Genomic DNA, 17,392 nt, shown 5'->3' with positions numbered 1-17,392 from the left:
ACATACGCCATGAACCATAATTCTACAAGTTTCGTCACAATCCTGCAACCCAAAAAGAAACATTGCAGAAAAGCCTCCTGAGGGAGGCTCTTCTGTTTCTGCTTCTGTTAAGGAAGATGTCAATTTCGTACTGTTTCAACTACGAGTTCTGAACGAGCTTGACCATCAAGTGAGCGAGAGTTTTACGTTCCGCTTCATCGCCAGCATCCCATAGTTGCTTCAATACACGTTCTTCCTCATTTTTCGGATCAACCTTCTCATCGAGAAAAGTTCCGATTTCGTAAGCTAAGCTTGAAATCGTTTCTTCCGTCATACCAATTTTTTTTGCTTGCGATACACGCTCTGCCAAGAACTGCTTCCATGTTGCAAAATTAGAAAGTACAGTTGACATGTTTCTTCGCCTCCTATGGGTATAGAAAAAAATCATCAACACTTATATCATGCGTAATCGCATTTCTAATTATGCAACAAGCTTGTCTTGGAAAGCTGCTCGCTTCAACTACGTGTGCCAGCCGCCATTAGGACTAATAATTTGCCCCGTAATATATGATGATTCCGGAAGCGCTAGAAAATATACCAGCGAAGCAATTTCTTCTGTAGAACCGAAGCGTCCAACAGGAATTTCCTGCTGCATTGCAGCCTTCTCCTCCGCATTGAAGCCGTCCATCATTTCCGTCTCAACTGCACCTGGGGCAACAGCATTAACTGTAACGCCTGTCGGCGCCAGCTCCTTCGCCAGCGCCTTAGTAAAGGCGTTCATGCCTCCTTTGGTAGTGGAGTAAAGAACTTCGCATGAGGCTCCCGATATCCCCCAAATGGATGATACATTAATGATTCGGCCGTACCGCTGTGCAATCATATTCGGCATAAATAGCTGCGAGCAAAGGAACATACCCTTTAGATTGACTGACATCACGTCATCCCATTCTTCTTCCGTCACATCCATGAGCATTCCGTAATGGGAAATACCTCCGTTGTTCACCAATATATCTGGAAGCATATTATGGCTCTCAAGCTTCTCCCGCATCCGTTCAAGCTGCTCCTTTGATCGCAAATCAGCAGATATTGTTAATACATTCGCGCCAAGAGACATACACGTTCGTGCCGTTTCATTCGCTGTCTCGTGCGAATGTAAATAATGAATGACGATGTTTACACCCTCCGCAGCAAATCGTTTAGCTATCGCTGCTCCGATGCCGCGGCCTCCCCCGGTAATAAGCACCGTCATTTGTTGGAGCGTCTTCATTTTGATGGTTGTTCTACTATAGACACGGCAAGCTGCTCGAAATCAAAATGCTCGCGAAGCCGTTCATTTACTTGTTCAAGCGTACATTTCTCGTAAAATTCGAGGACGTCGAACATATCACTATCTCGGAACCGATATCTTGTAAATTCACCTGCAATCGCTTCTGGGGAGTTGAGCATGCGTAAATATCCACCGATTTTTTTCCGTTTAGATCTCTCAAATGCAGTAGGCTCTATACCGCTTTCTAATAAGCCTTCAACAGCAGAACGTATCTGTTTAATAAGCTCATCTGGATTTGGTGTATCGCCCCCGATTACTGAGAAAGCATAACCCGTACTCGAATTATACTCGCTTCCAAAGGAATCAGAAATCAGGTCATTCTCATACAGCTGTTGATAAAGCTTAGAGCTGGAACCAATTAATGCATCCAACATCAGTTTTGTCGTTACTTCTTGACGAAGGAGAGCTTCCCCAGTTAGACCCGTCTTCTTTTCCTTGAACCCAAGCATACACTTAGGCAGAGATACCGGCAATTCCGTAACTTTACGTGTAATTTTTACGGTCTCCGGTTCCTTCTCAAAGTATCGCTCAATCGGTCCTTGCGGTTCAAATGATTTGCTATTTTGATTATCACGAACGAGCTGGAACACTTCCTCCGCCTTCACGCCGCCAACGACGAACAACAGCATATTGGACGGATGATAAAACGTTTCATAGCAGCGATAGAGTGTTTCCTTATCGATTTGTCTAATGGATTCGACTGTGCCAGCGATGTCAATATGAACGGGATGTTCATGGTACAGCGCATCAATCAAACCAAAATAAACTCTCCAATCCGGATTGTCACGATACATATTAATTTCTTGCTCAATGATCCCTTTTTCCTTCTCTACGTTTGTATCGGTAAAATAAGGGTTTTGAACAAAATTGATCAGCGTCTCTAAATTTGCGTTAATTTGCTCCGTTGCTGAAAACAAATATACGGTTCTATCAAAGCTCGTAAACGCGTTAGCTGATGCTCCTTGTGAAGCAAACACAGCGAAAATATCACCGGTTGGCTCCTCAAACATTTTATGCTCCAAGAAATGTGCAATGCCGTCCGGCACCTTTACTGGAGGCTGATTACCAACTGAAAAACGGTTGTCGACTGAGCCGTATTTTGTAGAAAATGTCGCATAGGTCTTATGGAAGCCCTCCTTCGGAAGCACGATAACCTCGAGTCCATTATCAAGCACTTCACGATACAAGGTTTCCTGTACATTTGGATAGTTAAGGGTTTGCATCGATTATGCCTCCTTTCGATCACGCAAAAAGTAAATCGTATCTAGCTGGACTTGCTCTGCAACCTTTACGATATCTGCAGCAGTTACCGCCTGTACCTGCTCTAGCAGCTGCTCTGCACTTCGATCCTTGCCAGTGAGAACTCCGTTAAAGTCATAAGCAATCATTTCATATGCGGAATCTTGAAGCTCCCGAAGGTGATTAGAAATCATCGCTTTCGTTTGATTAAGCTCCAGCTCCGACAGTTTGCCTTGACGCATACTTTCAAGCTGTTCCTTTATAATAACAACGGCCCGTTCGTAATTTGCAAACTCAATTCCCGATTGAATGGTGCATAACCCTTTGTGTCCATCTAAACGGGAAGCAGCATAATAAGCGAGACTCTCCTTCTCACGCACATTCAAGAAAAGCTTAGAATGTGGATACCCACCCAAAATACCGTTATACATTAATGCAGCAGGATAAGCATCATCCACATACCCAACTCCAGTACGAAGACCCAAATTCAGCTTGCCCTGACTAACCTCCATTCGCTCCGTAACTTGTTTCACTTCCTTGACGGAATGATTAATGTTAGGCGCAGAATAGGAGGACGGCGAACCATCCTTTAACTTGAAGGCGCTTGCTACAAGCTTGGTTACTTCCTCAAGCGTCGTATCTCCAACAACATACAGGTCAAGCGCGGCATTATCCAGCCACTGCGTGTATGACTCAAACAGAGATGAAGAGGTAATCGCATCAATTTCTGTAAGCTTGCCTAAAGGATGCAAACGATAAGGCTCATCCGCACACATCTCTTCTAAGCACCGTTCAGCAGCATAACGAATTTTATCATTTACGATCGCTTCTAATCGTTTCTTAAGCGTCGTTTTTTCAGCATCTACATACTTTTGATTGAAGCCGTTCTGATCCACAAGCGGATTCGTAATCACATCACCTAAAAATTGAAGTGATTCCGCAAGAAGTGGAGTATTCGATGAAACAAATTGATCATTAATAGTATCCATACGGAATTGGACGATTTGCGAGTCGCCTCTTTTATATACATCGAACCCAAAGCCTGCCCCATATAAATCGTCAAGCTTCTCACGGAAAGTTATGGTTTCTGGTAAGTTAGCTGTGCCTCTCCTCAGTACAAACGGAATAAGAGCAACCGGTGTTACTGTCGCTTCTTCAAGTGAAAGTCCTGCAAATAAGGAAATGGCAAACGTCTTGAATCGTTTAGTAGGCATCACATGCAGACGAATGCGCTGCAGCTGCCCTCTTTCAAATGTGGTCACACAGTTTGCTCCTTTCATTGGCATGTTATAGAGTAAATCTATTCCATGAAACAAATCACTATACCATTCTAACCTATAGGAAATGGAAGAAGCAACCACTGCTGCACAAGGCAGTAGCGGCTGCTTCCTTTCGAGAATAACGTATAGTTACATACAGAAAATATGCTTTCCAATCGTTTTAATTTGCGTTCTCGTCCAAATCCATGCTGAGGTAGCCGTATCGGGGTTAAAATAGTACAGGCAACCGCCAGTAGGGTCTTGTCCATTAATGGCATCCATAACCGCTTCCCGTGCTTTGGCATTAGGAGTGAGCCAAATTTGTCCGTCAGCCACCGCAGTGAAAGCTCTTGGTTGGAAGATAACACCGTAGATCGTATTCGGGAAGCTTTGGGACTTCATACGGTTAAGGATAACCGCTGCAACAGCAACCTGCCCAACATACGGTTCACCGCGAGCTTCTCCATATACAGCATTCGCCATGATCTGAATATCATTTTCCGATAGGCCTAGTCGGTTAGACTGTCCTATCGTAGAATTTGCATTGTCTTTACCGCCCCCGCTCGATGCAGGTGGAGCTTCTGCAGTCGGCGTCCATTTTTTAGTAGCCTCCCAAAGCTTTAGCTTTGTTTTCGCACCTACAACACCGTCTGACTTGAGTCCAAACTTCCATTGAAACCATGTTACTGCATTTTTAGTGCTTGTTCCGAATTTACCGTCTACAGCTCCGTTGAAATAACCGAGGTGCTTGAGTCGTCCTTGCAGCTCTTTTACGTCCTGTCCAGATGAACCTACTGTTAAGGTAGCGTTGCTGAACGTTTCCTTTGCTTTGTCACGCTCACCGCCCAGTAATGAAAAGGAACCGAACAACAACAGCACGATAATCGAGGTCACCAAAATCAAACGATTTCTCATGATGGGATCTGCCTTTCTCTTGCAAGTTAGTTCGCTTAAGGTAGCGTTACCTAACTTTAGTATGAGAAGTTGATCCCACTTCTATGCACTTAATCTCGCTATCTGCAAACTTCGGAAATTAAGAGCTCGCTTTACCAGCTTGAAATTGATCCGCCGTAATAAGCACCTCACGCGGTTTGCTTCCCTCATAAGGGCCGACGATGGAGCGTGCTTCCATCTGGTCGATTAATCTTGCCGCCCTTGTATATCCGATTCGCATTCTACGCTGCAGCAAGGATACCGAAGCCTGCTTCGCATCCAAAATAATTTGTACCGCTTGATCATAAAGTTCATCAAGCATTTCGTCTCCATCTGTCGATTCCTCTTCGACTTCAGGCACAAGATCCTCTTTATATTTGGCTTCCGCTTGATCGCGCGCGTAGTTAACTAAAGACTCGACTTCCTGATCCGATAAGAAAGCGCCTTGAACCCTAATCGGTTTCGACATTCCTACAGGTAAGAAAAGCATATCACCACGGCCGAGAAGCTTCTCAGCTCCCACCATATCAAGAATAGTACGAGAATCAACCTGAGAAGATACGCCGAAAGCAATCCGAGAAGGAATGTTTGCTTTAATAACACCGGTAATGACATCAACTGATGGTCTTTGTGTCGCTATGATTAGATGGATTCCCGCGGCCCGTGCCATTTGGGCAAGTCTTGCGATTGAATCCTCTACATCATTGGCAGCAACCATCATTAGGTCGGCGAGCTCGTCCACTATAACCACGATATAAGGCAGCACAGCTGCTGGATTCTCAGCCATTAAGTTGTTATAGCCTTCAATGTTGCGAGTCGCAGATTTAGAGAAGAGCTCGTAACGGCTTTCCATTTCGACAACAATTTTCTTTAAAGCAAGCGATGCCCGCTTCGGATTCGTAACAACGGGCGCCAGCAAATGCGGGATACCATTGTAAACGTTCAACTCAACCATTTTCGGGTCAATCATTAGAAACTTAACTTCGTCTGGTGTTGCCTTATACAAAATGCTCGTAATAATCCCGTTAATACAAACGGATTTTCCTGATCCTGTCGCACCCGCAACGAGCAAATGGGGCATCTTAGCCAAGTTACCCACTATCGTCTGTCCAGAAATGTCTCGACCAAATGCAATAGACAATTTTGATGCCGCATTTTGGAAAGCAGTCGTTTCCATAACCTCACGCATCGTGACTACGGATACCTCCATATTCGGCACCTCAATACCGATGGCTGATTTACCTGGAATCGGTGCCTCCATACGGATATCCTTAGCTGCCAAAGCAAGAGCGATATCATCTGTTAATCCAACAATACGGCTAACCTTAACGCCGGTAGCTGGCTGAACTTCATAGCGAGTTACCGCTGGACCTCGAACGACATCCAGCACCTTAGCACGAACGCCAAAGCTTTCAAGCGTGGCCTCCAGCTTTCTCCGAGAGTCGTACATATCGGATGCATCAGCGTTCTTACTCATTAGGTTTGGCTTCATAAGTAAATTGAACGGCGGAAGTAAGTATGGCTTAATTGCGTTTTCCTCGATAATTGGACGTTTAGGTATCGGCTGTTCGTTGCCTTCTTCATACACAAGTGCCTCTGAGGTAGGAACAACTTCAGCGATATCCATTTCCGATTCAAATAGCTCAGACTCCTCCTCATGATCCTCTTCCAAAGAATCAACAAGATACTCTGAAGCAATCGGTTCCTCATCAAGATCATTATGTTTCCAATCCTCATCAAGCTGAGGGATAGGCGGCTCATCATTAATAATTAATCCATTTCCGGCATTTTCCCATGGCAGAGAGTCATCTTGCTCCTGCTTAACTTCTATAATATTTGTATGTAGATCAGTCCCGGATTTCTCCCATGGCGGTTCGATTTCATTTTGCCAAGCTGGCTTATTGCTTGCAAGCGCATCTGTAACGCTCGGCTCAAATACCCATTCATCCTGATCCGGATTGGAATCTTCAGGTTCCTCCTTATCTTGATCCTGTCTCCAAGAGAAAAACAATGATCTTCTCTTCTTCTTAGGAGGAGATACGATATAGCCTTCATGATCATCATCAATGGTTTCGTCATCATCATCCAAATCAGCTTGACTTGAACTCGCGTTTGCAGCCGCTGCTGCACGTATGGTTGCTCTCTTCTCCCATTTAGCAGCAAGTAATTTAAACATTCGATTGGCACGCGTAGTAATCAATCTTCCTAATTCTACATACGACTTACCTGTCATTAGCATGATAGAAATCGCGAACATAACAAACATAATAAGCTTCGCGCCATAATAGCCAAAAAGGGAGAAAAACAACGAATATTGAATAGCGCCTACAAAACCACCGCTTATTTCCTTATCTCGAATCGGTAAATCATTTTCAGTCGGTACGATTATTAAGGAATATTGCAAATCACTGCTAAGCTGCTTAAATATCATCGTTCCTGTTAGCTCACCTGTAGGTCTTAATTTTTGATCAATTTCAGAAATGGAGCTCATCAGTGTAAAAGCGAGCACCATGATCAACACACCTGTGCGCTTATTGGTCCATCCTTTTGGCCAAGCCCGCTTGATCATGACTACTAGTCCAATAATAATTCCAATTAAAGCAAGCACAAAATAAAACTTGCCGAGCACAAGCCCAAATAGCTTGGATAGCGAGCGCCCGACAGCCGCTTCTCCGGAGAGAGCAATAATGGAGATCGTAATAAGCAATATGCCGTATACTTCATATTTTAAGTTTGAACCAATTGTTTTTCTTCGTCTCTTTTTCTTCGCCAAAACCGTCACCTCTGGTAAAAGATTATACCATAGGTGGGCAAATGTTCCTATGAGACATTTGTACGAACATTTGTTTGCTCGTTAAGTGTATCTTACAATCGTACCTGGCATGAGATTTGGGTTTAAATAATCATCGAGACTGCACTCTAATAATCGAATGATTTTCCCCATTCCTGGCGCGATTGGACTAACCTGCATCTTTACACCATTTGACCATACCTCTTGAAAATGCTCTCTTTCGTCATTTATGCCCTCTAATACCACTTCAAGCGGCATGTTCGTATAAAGTGTCATTTAAACTTTCACCTCGCTCCTTCCGCTCTTAGAAGCCTCAATTCGACGATTTAACTCTTTGAGCGCTTCTCCTAAGCCGCCAACAGCATCAATAAGACCGTGCTTAACCGCATCCGTTCCAATCACTGTCGTCCCGATATCACGAGTAAGCTCGCCTGTTTTGAACATTAATTCTTTAAATGTCTGCTCTGTCACATTCGAGTGCGATGTCACAAAACGGACAACTCGCTCCTGCATTTTATCCAAATATTCAAAGGTCTGCGGAACACCGATAACTAATCCATTTAATCTAATTGGATGAATCGTCATCGTCGCGGTTTCCGCGATAAATGACATATCCCCGGCTACTGCAATCGGAACACCGATGGAATGACCTCCGCCTAACACCAGTGTTACTGTCGGCTTGGTGAGAGAAGATATCATTTCAGCAATTGCGAGTCCAGCCTCTACATCGCCGCCAACGGTATTTAGAACGATAAACACACCTTCAATTTTATGATTTTGTTCAGCTGCAACTAGCTGCGGAATGATATGCTCATATTTGGTCGTTTTGTTTTGCGGGGGCAAGACGATATGCCCTTCCACTTGTCCAATAATGGTCATACAAAAAATGTTGGACTCTGTCAATGCCGGCACTGCTGTCTGTCCAAGCTGCTGAATCGTTTCGACAACAGCATTCGCCTTTTTTTTATCTTCCGAATTTGGTTCAGGCTGCTCCGATTTCATTTGCAGCTGTGTTTGCCAATCCATGTGCAATCCCCCTCTTATGATAATGCTCATCATAGTATGAGGTCTTACGTAAAATTTATACAAAACACAGTCTGAACTGGCAGAAACAAAAAAAGAATCGCTTGTGTCCGCCGCGGCAATTACGGATAGGACAAGCGATTCTCTTCCTTAAAAAATTATAACATTATACTTCCATAATGATTGGCAAAATCATTGGGCGACGACGAGTTTGCTCATATAAAAAGCGGCCTAGAGCATCCTTAACATTCGTTTTGAGTGAAGCCCATTCATTTACTTTATCATTCATCAAGCGTGTAAGTGTTGAAGTAACGATACGATTCGCTTCATCAAGAAGACCTTCGGATTCGCGAACATAAACAAAACCGCGAGAAATAATGTCCGGACCGGACAAGATCGCTCCATCTTGCTTGCTTAATGTAACGACAACGACCAAAATGCCATCTTGTGATAAAAGTTTGCGGTCACGCAACACGATATTACCAACGTCTCCAACACCCAAACCATCTATCAATACATTTCCTGCTTGTACTTTCGAGCCTTTGCGGCCGCTGCCGTTTTGGAACTCGACCGTATCCCCGTTATCAATAACGAAAATATTCTCGCGAGCAATACCGATTGCTTCTCCGAGCTTTGCATGTTGGCGAAGCATGCGATATTCACCGTGAATTGGAATGAAGTATTTAGGCTTAATCAAGTTAAGCATAAGTTTCAATTCCTCTTGGCTTCCGTGACCAGAAACGTGAACGCCTGATACCGAGCCATTTCCATAAATAACGTTTGCACCAAGGCGGAATAGTTCATCAACAGTACGACCAACATATCTCTCGTTACCTGGAATTGGTGTAGCTGCAATGATAACGGTATCTCCCGGCAAAATATCTACTTTACGGTGTGTTGAACGTGCCATGCGAGTAAGCGCCGACATCGGCTCGCCTTGACTGCCTGTACACAAAATTACAACACGATCCGCAGCTAATTTATTTACTTCTTCTGGCTCAATAATCATTCCTTCTGGAATATTCAAGTAACCAAGATCTGAAGCGATACCAACAACGTTAACCATACTGCGGCCTACTACAGCAATTTTACGTTTCGTAGCGATTGCAGCATTGATAATTTGTTGAATACGGTGCACGTTCGAAGCGAATGTTGCTACAACGACACGTTGCAACGATTTACGGAAAATGTCTTCAAGATTGTCGCCTACTTGCGCTTCTGAAGGTGTGTAACCCGGACGCTCAGCGTTTGTACTGTCTGACAATAGTGCCAAAACGCCGCGTTTGCCAATTTCAGCGATACGCTGTAGGTCAGCGAACTGTTCATTTACTGGTGTATGATCAAATTTAAAGTCACCTGTATGAACAACAGTTCCTTCCGGTGTATCCAAGCTAACACCTACGGAGTCTGGAATACTGTGGTTCGTTCTGAAGAATGATGCACGAATGGAGCCTAATTGAATTTCACTATCTGCATTAATGAGAATACGTTTTGTTTCTCCGAGCAAGCTAGCTTCCTTCAATTTACCTTCGATAAGTCCGAGTGTTAATTTAGTTGCATATAATGGCACATTTAGACTTTTTAGTACATACGGCAATCCGCCAATATGATCCTCATGACCATGTGTAATAATAATTCCGCGAACTTTGTCGCGATTTTCCGTTAAATAAGAGATATCTGGAATTACAATATCAATTCCGAGCATGTCCTCTTCTGGAAACTTAAGTCCTGCGTCAACGACAACAATGTCATTGTTATACTGGATGACGTACATGTTTTTCCCGATCTCGCCAACTCCGCCTAGTGCAAAAATGAGCAGTTTATCCTGGTTGTTCTTCTTAGACAAGTGTATCTTTCCTCCTTAAAATTTTGCGAAGCAAAATTCGCTTCGTAAGCATTTTCTTAAATTTTGCGAAGCTAATCACTTCATAAGCATTTTTTTAAATTTTGCGAAGCAAATCGCTTCGTAAATTATCTAATTATTTTTGCGAAGCTAGAATGGCCTCGTAAGTATTGTCGTAATATGGTCAAGCAATATTTAATTTGTACGGATCCATAGGTGTTGTAATGCCGAACAGAATTATACCTATGCGCTGTTATCGTCAGATGCCGCTCTGACGTAAAGTTCATTACCAAATATTTGCCGCACCCAGTCACTTGAAATCATTATACATGAAGAAAAAGCTGGAATACAAGTGAAACACGATATTGCTATTATGCAATATGCTTCCCAAAAAAATAAAACCGATGCTAGAAGCACCGGCTGCAATCAACGATACCCTGTATTTACACCAGTAAATCGCGTAAGAATGTGGCTTCTGCTTCGTTTACTGTAACAAGCGGCAGTCTTACTCCGCCAACAGAAATTCCTTTTAAGCCAAGTGCGAATTTCACGGCAACTGGATTAGGAACTGGATGTGGACAATAGAATAGACCTTTGAATATTGGATGTAATACGCCATTAATTCGTGCAGCTTCCTGAACGTTGCCATTCACGTAAGCTTCGATTAATTGTTTCATTTGTTCACCGACTATATGAGCTGAAACACTAATAATTCCATACGCGCCAACGGCTAAAGCTGGAAGTGTTGCGCTATCGTCTCCGGTATAGACTTTAAATCCAGCGGGTGCTCCGCTAATAATTTGTGTTAATTGATCTGTATTCGCACAATCCTTTGTTGCCACAATATTGTCGATTTGTGCTAGTCGCAGTGTCGTATCGACGGATATATTCACACCCGTGCGACCTTCTACGTTATACAAAACGATTGGCAATTTCGTTTCTTCCGCAATAGCCTTAAAGTGCTGGTAAAGTCCTTCTTGGCTAGGACGGTTATAATATGGAGCGACTAGCAAGATACCATCAACACCAGCCGCTTCTGCGTCTTTTGTCAGATGGATAGAATGAGCGGTATTGTTACTGCCCGTGCCCGCAATAATCTTACAACGACCATTCGCATGCTTCACAGCAAAACGGAACAACTCCAGCTTCTCATCATCGGACAGCGTCGGCGATTCGCCAGTAGTACCTGAAACGACAAGACTATCACTTTGCTGCTCCTCAATTAAATAATCAATCAACCGACCCGTTGTTTGCCAATCAATATGACCTTCCGCATCAAATGGGGTTACCATTGCGGTAATTAATCTTCCAAATTCCATCTGAATTCCTCCCAAAAGTGTTGCTCTCTATCGATGAAGCTCGAACTTTGCGTGGAGAGAACGAAGTGCCTCTACCATATCCGCTTCACGAACGAGCACCCATATCGTTGTATTAGAATCAGCCGATTGCATGATTGAAATGCCCTGTTCCGTCAGCGCTTCCACGATACGCGCCATGACACCAGGCTCTCCATTCATACCGCCGCCAATTACGGATACTTTAGCACAGCCATTTACTGCTAAAGGAGCGAATCCGCCTTCTTTCAGTACATCGACTGCACGTTTAGCATCATGATCAAAAACTGTATAAACTGCGCCACTAGGCGTCACATTAATAAAGTCAACACTAATATGATGTTTGGCCATCGATTGGAATACTTGCAGCTGCACATCATTGCGGCCGTCGATAGCCTTCACTGATATTTGTGTAATCCCCGAAGCATGAGCAATTCCTGTCACATGACGATCCTTAACCGCCATCTCAGCCTTCATATCGGCATAATCGGTTACTAGCGTCCCCGTTTCGTTCGAGAAGGTAGAACGTACTCGAAGAGGTACACGAGCCTGCTGAGCGATCTCTACGGCTCTAGGATGTATAACTTTTGCACCTTGCCTTGCCATATTGCATATTTCTGCATAGCTTACAACAGGAAGCGGCTTAGCCTCTTCAACAATTCGAGGATCTGCCGTCAATATTCCATTTACATCTGTATAGATGTCGACCATTTCGGCACGCAGCGCAGCACCAAGTGCTGTAGCTGAAGTATCACTTCCGCCGCGACCAAGCGTGGTTGTATCACCTAATGCAGTGCTTCCTTGAAATCCCGTAACGATTACAACTGTTCCTGCACGTAAATGATGAAGCACCTTATCAGGCCGAATCTCTTTGATTCGGGCTTGCCCATACTGTTCATCCGTAATCATACCCGCCTGTCCGCCGGTGAGGACAACGGAAGAAATGCCGCTTGCAATGAGTAAGCTGCATAAAGCGGCTGCGGAAATAATTTCTCCGCAGCCTAACAGCATATCTCGCTCACGCGCAGGCAGACTGTCGCCGTTATCACGTATAACCTGAAGCAAGGTATCCGTTGCATAAGGGTCACCCTTACGGCCCATGGCAGATACGACTATGACAACAGCAAAGCCATTACTGCGTTCTCTGGTAATATGATGGATTACGTGTTCTCTGGCATGATCGGTAGAAAGAGAGGTGCCCCCGAATTTTTGAATCAGGATGCGCATATTATGATCCTCCATGATCGATCCAGAGAAGAAGCAAGCTGTTACCCTCTACTTAATACATTAACCTCTTGCGATATGTTCAGCGATCTGAACAGCATTCCATGCTGCCCCTTTGAGTAGATTATCGGAGACGATCCACATATTAAGTCCGCGATCAGACCCAAGATCGCGTCTCAAGCGACCAACGAATACATCCGGCTTACCGGCTGCATCTGTCGCAAGAGGGTATTGCTGATTAGCAGGATCATCAACGAGCGTTACGCCCGGAGCATCTGCCAACAGCTGCTTAACCTCTTCCAAATCGTAGTCGTTTTTGAGTTCAACAAATAAGGATTCCGAGTGGCCGTATACGACAGGAATACGAACGCAAGTAGCCGTAACCTGAATTGACTCGTCACCCATAATTTTTTTTGTTTCGTTAACCATCTTCATTTCTTCGAGTGTATAACCATTCTCTTGAAACTTATCAATTTGTGGAATCGCATTGAAGGCGATTTGGTGTTTGACTGGCAATGCTCCTACTGGAAGAATAGCTGGGTTTACATCTTCACCATTTAGTGAAGCCTGTGTTTGACGCAGCATCTCATCAATAGCAAGACTTCCAGCACCAGATACGGCTTGATATGTGGAAACAATAATACGTGAAATACCAAAACGTTCTTGCAGCGGTTTTAGCGCTACTACCATTTGGATAGTCGAACAATTCGGATTAGCGATTATGCCCTTATGCTCGCTAATCTTCTCGATATTAACCTCCGGAACGACAAGAGGTGTGTTCTCGTCCATGCGGTATGCATTCGTATTATCAATACAAACTGCACCATGTTTAACTGCATGCGGTGCCAACGCCTTCGTCACGTCGCCGCCTGCACTAAACAATGCGATGTTAATACCTTTAAAGCTGTCCGGAGTTGCTTCTTCAACCGTCAACTCCTGACCTTTGAATGTAATTTTTGTACCTGCTGAACGAGCAGACGATAATAGCTTAAGCTCATTAATCGGGAAGTTTCTAGACTCGAGTAATTTTAGTATTTGTTCGCCTACTGCGCCTGTTGCTCCAACTACAGCAACGTTATAAAAATTCTGATTCGACATCTGTTGTCGCCTCCCCCCTGCCATGTGACTTTAATGACGTTCGACAAGCAGAGGCTGCAGCTGTTTGCCAGAGAGGGCTGCTTCGCATGCTTCCAAGACCAAATCCATTCTCGCAACAAGCGAATTAGGCTTCTGCACAGGGTTATCTTGGCCGAACGGTACAAAATAAATATGTTTAGCTACTAGTAGCTTCGCTATGTTAGCAGCATTTAAACCGAGTCCATCATTAGTTGATATCGCTAAAACAAGCGGACGACCATTACGCATTTGCGCCTTAGCAGCCATTAGAACTGCACTGTCTGTTATCGCATTTGCTAATCTGCTTGTTGTATTGCCGGTGCAAGGTGCTATGACGAGTACGTCCAGCAGCTTAGAAGGCCCTAGTGGCTCCGCCTGCACTATGGTAGAAATAAGTTCATTTCCAGTAATCGCCTTTAACTGTGATTGCCAATCCTCGGACTTTCCGAACCTCGTGTCCGTAGTCATAAGAGTATTCGAAACGATCGGCACGACATTGGCACCTGCATCGACGAACCGCTTAATTTCTGGCATAACCTCAGCAAATGTACAATGTGAGCCTGACAAAGCATAACCCACCGTAATTCCAGACCAATTCATATCCCATTCCCCCGCTTAATCGTATCGTCCAAAATCAACTGAGATAAGCAATCCGCTATGATACGTCCAGCTGTTTTCGGTGCGACGATACCGGGTAGTCCGGGTGCGAGCAACGCTTTAATTCCACGCTTCTCTGCGAAGCGGAAATCTGTGCCGCCAGGCTTCGATGCAAGGTCAATAATTACGGCTCGCGAAGGTAAATTTGCGATAATTTGTGCTGTGACTATCATAGTCGGAATTGTATTAAAAAGCAAGTCAATATTGCTCACATGATGCAATAAACCACTGATGTAGAAAGGCTCAAAACCCATCTCTGCCGCTCTTGCAAAGTGCTCTGAACGACGTACTCCAACCTTCACTTTTGACCCCAAACCCGAAAGTGTCCGTGCCATTGTAAAACCCGTTCTACCGAACCCAAGCACCATAGAGGAAGAACCATGAATGGTAATATCCGTATTTTGAATAGCCATCATTAGTGCGCCTTCTGCTGTCGGAATTGAGTTGTAAATCGCAACATCATCACGTTCAAACAACTCGACGAGCGATAGTGAATGCTGCTCGCATAGCTGGCGCAAATAAGGTTTTGCCATTCCTGTATATACAGTGCAATGTTTAGGTAGCTTTGCAAAGTGACTGTCTGTCAGCTTCAATTGTCGATCACTGAAAACAGTCTGGATGATGCCTTGGTCATCAGTGCCGACTGCTGGCAATAGCAATGCATCGACGGATTCAAAAATCTGCTCCTCGAACTCCGCTTGCACCGCTCCATCTAGTGATGAATGCAAGCCGTCAAAACCTGACACAGTAACGGCAGCATCAAGCTCTGTCAGCTTGCGAATAACTTCAAGCTGCCTAGCATCACCACCAAGCAGCAGCACTTGGACGCCTGTTAGCATTAAGCTTCACTCCTTTCTTGCTAATAGCTCAAGATCATCTTATGCTTGCGCCCAGAGCGGGGTGAAAAAGAAAAAAAAAAGATCGGGCAATTGCCCGATCTTCTTGATAAAGATAGTAATGTTTAAAGCTCACTTATACCCCAGTATGTCCAAACCCGCCGGTACCGCGTACCGTGTCTGACAGTTCTTCAGCTTCTATGATCGTAACAGATGGCACCAGTTGGAATACCATTTGGGCGATTCTCTCCCCACGTGTAATCGTAAATGGCTGATCACCCAAATTAACAAGCAGCACCTTAACCTCACCGCGGTAGTCCGCATCAATTGTCCCCGGTGTATTCAAACAAGTTATGCCATGTTTGTATGCAAGTCCGCTGCGAGGTCTGATTTGTGCTTCCAGCTCCCCAGGCATTGCCATTGCAAAGCCAGTGGGAATAAGCTTGCGCTCGCCTGGCTGCAACACGACAGGCTCTGCTACAGAAGCCTGTAGATCAAAGCCGGCTGCCCATTCGGACATTTTTTTTGGAATTGCAATATCCTCATTACCTTCTAATCGTTTAAACTGTACTTGATACAAATTGATCCCTCCTGAGTTGTGCTGCTGCCTTATCATTTGTTCCAACCATCGCAACAGAGAAAGGAACGGCTAACATGCGTTTCGTAACTTCGATTACATCTGACATATCCACGGAATCAATTCGCTTCAACAGCTCATCGAGCGTGTAGTGTTGCCCGAGCATCAGCTCGTTTTTGCCTAAACGATTCATTCTGCTGCTCGTGCTCTCCAAGCTCAAAATCAAGCTTCCCTTCAACTGCTCCTTACCACGGTGCAATTCATCCTCGCCAAGTCCTTTTATAGAAAGCTCGTACATCTGCTCCATCGTTAAATCTAGTACTTCCTTCGTCTGCTTTGGCGCCGTTCCTGCATAAAGCGTAAACAAGCCCGTGTCTGCGTAAGAAGTGTGATAGGAGTATACGGAATACGCAAGTCCACGTTTCTCTCTAATTTCTTGGAATAGTCTGGAGCTCATTCCGCCCCCTAACGCATTGTTTAAAAGAATCATGGCATACAAATGTGAATCGGTGATTGAGCAGCCTGGAAAAGAGACGCACAAATGGTTTTGCTCCGTTTTCTTCTTGTAAAACAAATAATCTCCGTGAAATGCCGGTGGAGTTATAATTGAAGACTCTGGTTTGCTATTCTTAAAGTTCCCAAAATATTTTTCCATTAATGCAAGCAAGCTTTGCTCTTCAACGTTACCTGCAACACTAATAACTACATTCTCAAGTGTATAAGTATCATTCATATACCCGCGCAACGTGTCTGAGGTCATAGCTGTCAAACGATCCTCAAGTCCTAAAATCGAATAGGCTAATGAGTGATCACCAAATGCAGCGCGGGAAGCCTCGTCATGCACCTTATCGTCGGGAGTATCCTCATACATCGCGATCTCCTCGAGAATTACGTTTTTCTCCTTCGCCAGTTCAACCGGGTCGAGCTGGGAATTGAAGAACATATCCGAGAGAGCGTCTACCGCTATCGGTAAATGCTCATCAAGCACCTTGGCAAAATAACAGGTATATTCCTTTGAGGTAAACGCATTAACATTTCCGCCAATACCATCAAACAAATCCGCTATGTCCTTTGCTGTACGTGTTTCTGTGCCTTTGAACAACATGTGTTCAATGAAATGAGAGATCCCGTTGTTCTCTGGCGTCTCATTACGGGAACCCGTTTTAACCCATATCCCAAACGATACAGATCTTACTGTCGGTATGTATTCAACGACAACACGTAATCCATTGCTAAGTGTGTATTTGTTCATCC

The 17,392-nt window shown here is 44.3% G+C and carries 16 protein-coding genes; all 16 read right to left on the bottom strand.

The window, feature by feature from the left end; translation table 11 throughout:
* Positions 1–139 precede the first annotated feature (139 nt).
* The 16 genes from AC0YN6_RS01825 to AC0YN6_RS01750 all read right to left on the bottom strand — a co-directional run bounded on the left by AC0YN6_RS01825 (position 140) and on the right by AC0YN6_RS01750 (position 17,390).
* Entirely contained in the window at positions 140–391 is a 252-nt protein-coding gene (locus AC0YN6_RS01825; RefSeq protein ID WP_475744672.1) for a DUF3243 family protein, read from the bottom strand.
* A gap of 108 nt (positions 392–499) precedes the next feature.
* Positions 500–1,246: an elongation factor P 5-aminopentanone reductase gene (gene ymfI / locus AC0YN6_RS01820; RefSeq protein WP_475744671.1), complete on the bottom strand. Its 747-nt coding sequence runs from the start codon at positions 1,244–1,246 to the stop codon at positions 500–502.
* Positions 1,243–2,529: an EF-P 5-aminopentanol modification-associated protein YfmH gene (gene yfmH / locus AC0YN6_RS01815; protein ID WP_475744669.1), complete on the bottom strand. Its 1,287-nt coding sequence runs from the start codon at positions 2,527–2,529 to the stop codon at positions 1,243–1,245. Before yfmH ends, ymfI begins: the two co-directional genes overlap by 4 nt.
* 3 nt (positions 2,530–2,532) lie before the next feature.
* Positions 2,533–3,825 carry an EF-P 5-aminopentanol modification-associated protein YfmF gene (gene yfmF, locus AC0YN6_RS01810; RefSeq protein WP_475745506.1) on the bottom strand — a complete coding sequence of 431 codons (1,293 nt, stop codon included), beginning with the start codon at positions 3,823–3,825 and terminating at the stop codon, positions 2,533–2,535.
* A gap of 129 nt (positions 3,826–3,954) precedes the next feature.
* On the bottom strand, positions 3,955–4,719 hold the full coding sequence (sleB, locus tag AC0YN6_RS01805; RefSeq protein WP_475744668.1) for a spore cortex-lytic enzyme: 765 nt from the start codon (positions 4,717–4,719) through the stop codon (positions 3,955–3,957).
* Between the two features lie 118 nt (positions 4,720–4,837).
* Positions 4,838–7,510, bottom strand: a complete 2,673-nt coding sequence (locus AC0YN6_RS01800) for an FtsK/SpoIIIE family DNA translocase (RefSeq protein WP_475744666.1) — start codon at positions 7,508–7,510, stop codon at positions 4,838–4,840.
* Positions 7,511–7,591: 81 nt separating this feature from the next.
* Positions 7,592–7,804: a YlzJ-like family protein gene (locus tag AC0YN6_RS01795; protein WP_475744665.1), complete on the bottom strand. Its 213-nt coding sequence runs from the start codon at positions 7,802–7,804 to the stop codon at positions 7,592–7,594.
* Positions 7,805–8,554: a ClpP family protease gene (locus AC0YN6_RS01790; protein WP_475744663.1), complete on the bottom strand. Its 750-nt coding sequence runs from the start codon at positions 8,552–8,554 to the stop codon at positions 7,805–7,807.
* Between the two features lie 163 nt (positions 8,555–8,717).
* Entirely contained in the window at positions 8,718–10,397 is a 1,680-nt protein-coding gene (locus AC0YN6_RS01785) for a ribonuclease J (RefSeq protein ID WP_475744662.1), read from the bottom strand.
* A 440-nt stretch (positions 10,398–10,837) separates the two neighbouring features.
* Positions 10,838–11,713 (bottom strand): 4-hydroxy-tetrahydrodipicolinate synthase, encoded by an 876-nt coding sequence (gene dapA, locus AC0YN6_RS01780; protein ID WP_475744660.1) that lies wholly within the window; start codon positions 11,711–11,713, stop codon positions 10,838–10,840.
* A gap of 27 nt (positions 11,714–11,740) precedes the next feature.
* Complete coding sequence (gene dapG / locus AC0YN6_RS01775; RefSeq protein WP_475744659.1) at positions 11,741–12,955, bottom strand: aspartate kinase; 1,215 nt, start codon at positions 12,953–12,955, stop codon at positions 11,741–11,743.
* Between the two features lie 60 nt (positions 12,956–13,015).
* Positions 13,016–14,050, bottom strand: a complete 1,035-nt coding sequence (asd, locus tag AC0YN6_RS01770; protein WP_475744658.1) for an aspartate-semialdehyde dehydrogenase — start codon at positions 14,048–14,050, stop codon at positions 13,016–13,018.
* 30 nt (positions 14,051–14,080) lie between these two features.
* On the bottom strand, positions 14,081–14,668 hold the full coding sequence (locus AC0YN6_RS01765; protein ID WP_475744657.1) for a dipicolinate synthase subunit B: 588 nt from the start codon (positions 14,666–14,668) through the stop codon (positions 14,081–14,083).
* Entirely contained in the window at positions 14,665–15,564 is a 900-nt protein-coding gene (gene dpsA / locus AC0YN6_RS01760) for a dipicolinate synthase subunit DpsA (RefSeq protein WP_475744655.1), read from the bottom strand. The genes AC0YN6_RS01765 and dpsA overlap by 4 nt, the downstream gene beginning before the upstream one ends.
* Before the next feature lie 133 nt (positions 15,565–15,697).
* Entirely contained in the window at positions 15,698–16,177 is a 480-nt protein-coding gene (gene dut, locus AC0YN6_RS01755) for a dUTP diphosphatase (RefSeq protein ID WP_475744654.1), read from the bottom strand.
* The gene (locus tag AC0YN6_RS01750; protein WP_475744653.1) at positions 16,122–17,390 is read right to left on the bottom strand and encodes a M16 family metallopeptidase; all 1,269 of its coding nucleotides are present in this window, start codon (positions 17,388–17,390) and stop codon (positions 16,122–16,124) included. Before AC0YN6_RS01750 ends, dut begins: the two co-directional genes overlap by 56 nt.
* Between the last annotated feature and the right edge of the window lie 2 nt (positions 17,391–17,392).

The sequence above is a fragment of the Paenibacillus sp. J22P15 genome, from assembly GCF_056269345.1.
This window is presented reverse-complemented; position numbering and strand designations above follow the sequence as displayed.

What these genes read in the sequence shown, in the direction of transcription:
- AC0YN6_RS01790 (WP_475744663.1), bottom strand. Translation starts at nt 8,554, where the DNA reads ATGGATTGGCAAACACAGCTGCAAATGAAATCGGAGCAGCCTGAACCA.
- sleB (WP_475744668.1), bottom strand. Translation starts at nt 4,719, where the DNA reads ATGAGAAATCGTTTGATTTTGGTGACCTCGATTATCGTGCTGTTGTTG.
- dpsA (WP_475744655.1), bottom strand. Translation starts at nt 15,564, where the DNA reads ATGCTAACAGGCGTCCAAGTGCTGCTGCTTGGTGGTGATGCTAGGCAG.
- yfmF (WP_475745506.1), bottom strand. Translation starts at nt 3,825, where the DNA reads ATGAAAGGAGCAAACTGTGTGACCACATTTGAAAGAGGGCAGCTGCAG.
- dut (WP_475744654.1), bottom strand. Translation starts at nt 16,177, where the DNA reads ATGATAAGGCAGCAGCACAACTCAGGAGGGATCAATTTGTATCAAGTA.
- yfmH (WP_475744669.1), bottom strand. Translation starts at nt 2,529, where the DNA reads ATGCAAACCCTTAACTATCCAAATGTACAGGAAACCTTGTATCGTGAA.
- asd (WP_475744658.1), bottom strand. Translation starts at nt 14,050, where the DNA reads ATGTCGAATCAGAATTTTTATAACGTTGCTGTAGTTGGAGCAACAGGC.
- dapG (WP_475744659.1), bottom strand. Translation starts at nt 12,955, where the DNA reads ATGCGCATCCTGATTCAAAAATTCGGGGGCACCTCTCTTTCTACCGAT.
- ymfI (WP_475744671.1), bottom strand. Translation starts at nt 1,246, where the DNA reads ATGAAGACGCTCCAACAAATGACGGTGCTTATTACCGGGGGAGGCCGC.
- AC0YN6_RS01765 (WP_475744657.1), bottom strand. Translation starts at nt 14,668, where the DNA reads ATGAATTGGTCTGGAATTACGGTGGGTTATGCTTTGTCAGGCTCACAT.
- AC0YN6_RS01750 (WP_475744653.1), bottom strand. Translation starts at nt 17,390, where the DNA reads ATGAACAAATACACACTTAGCAATGGATTACGTGTTGTCGTTGAATAC.
- dapA (WP_475744660.1), bottom strand. Translation starts at nt 11,713, where the DNA reads ATGGAATTTGGAAGATTAATTACCGCAATGGTAACCCCATTTGATGCG.
- AC0YN6_RS01795 (WP_475744665.1), bottom strand. Translation starts at nt 7,804, where the DNA reads ATGACACTTTATACGAACATGCCGCTTGAAGTGGTATTAGAGGGCATA.
- AC0YN6_RS01825 (WP_475744672.1), bottom strand. Translation starts at nt 391, where the DNA reads ATGTCAACTGTACTTTCTAATTTTGCAACATGGAAGCAGTTCTTGGCA.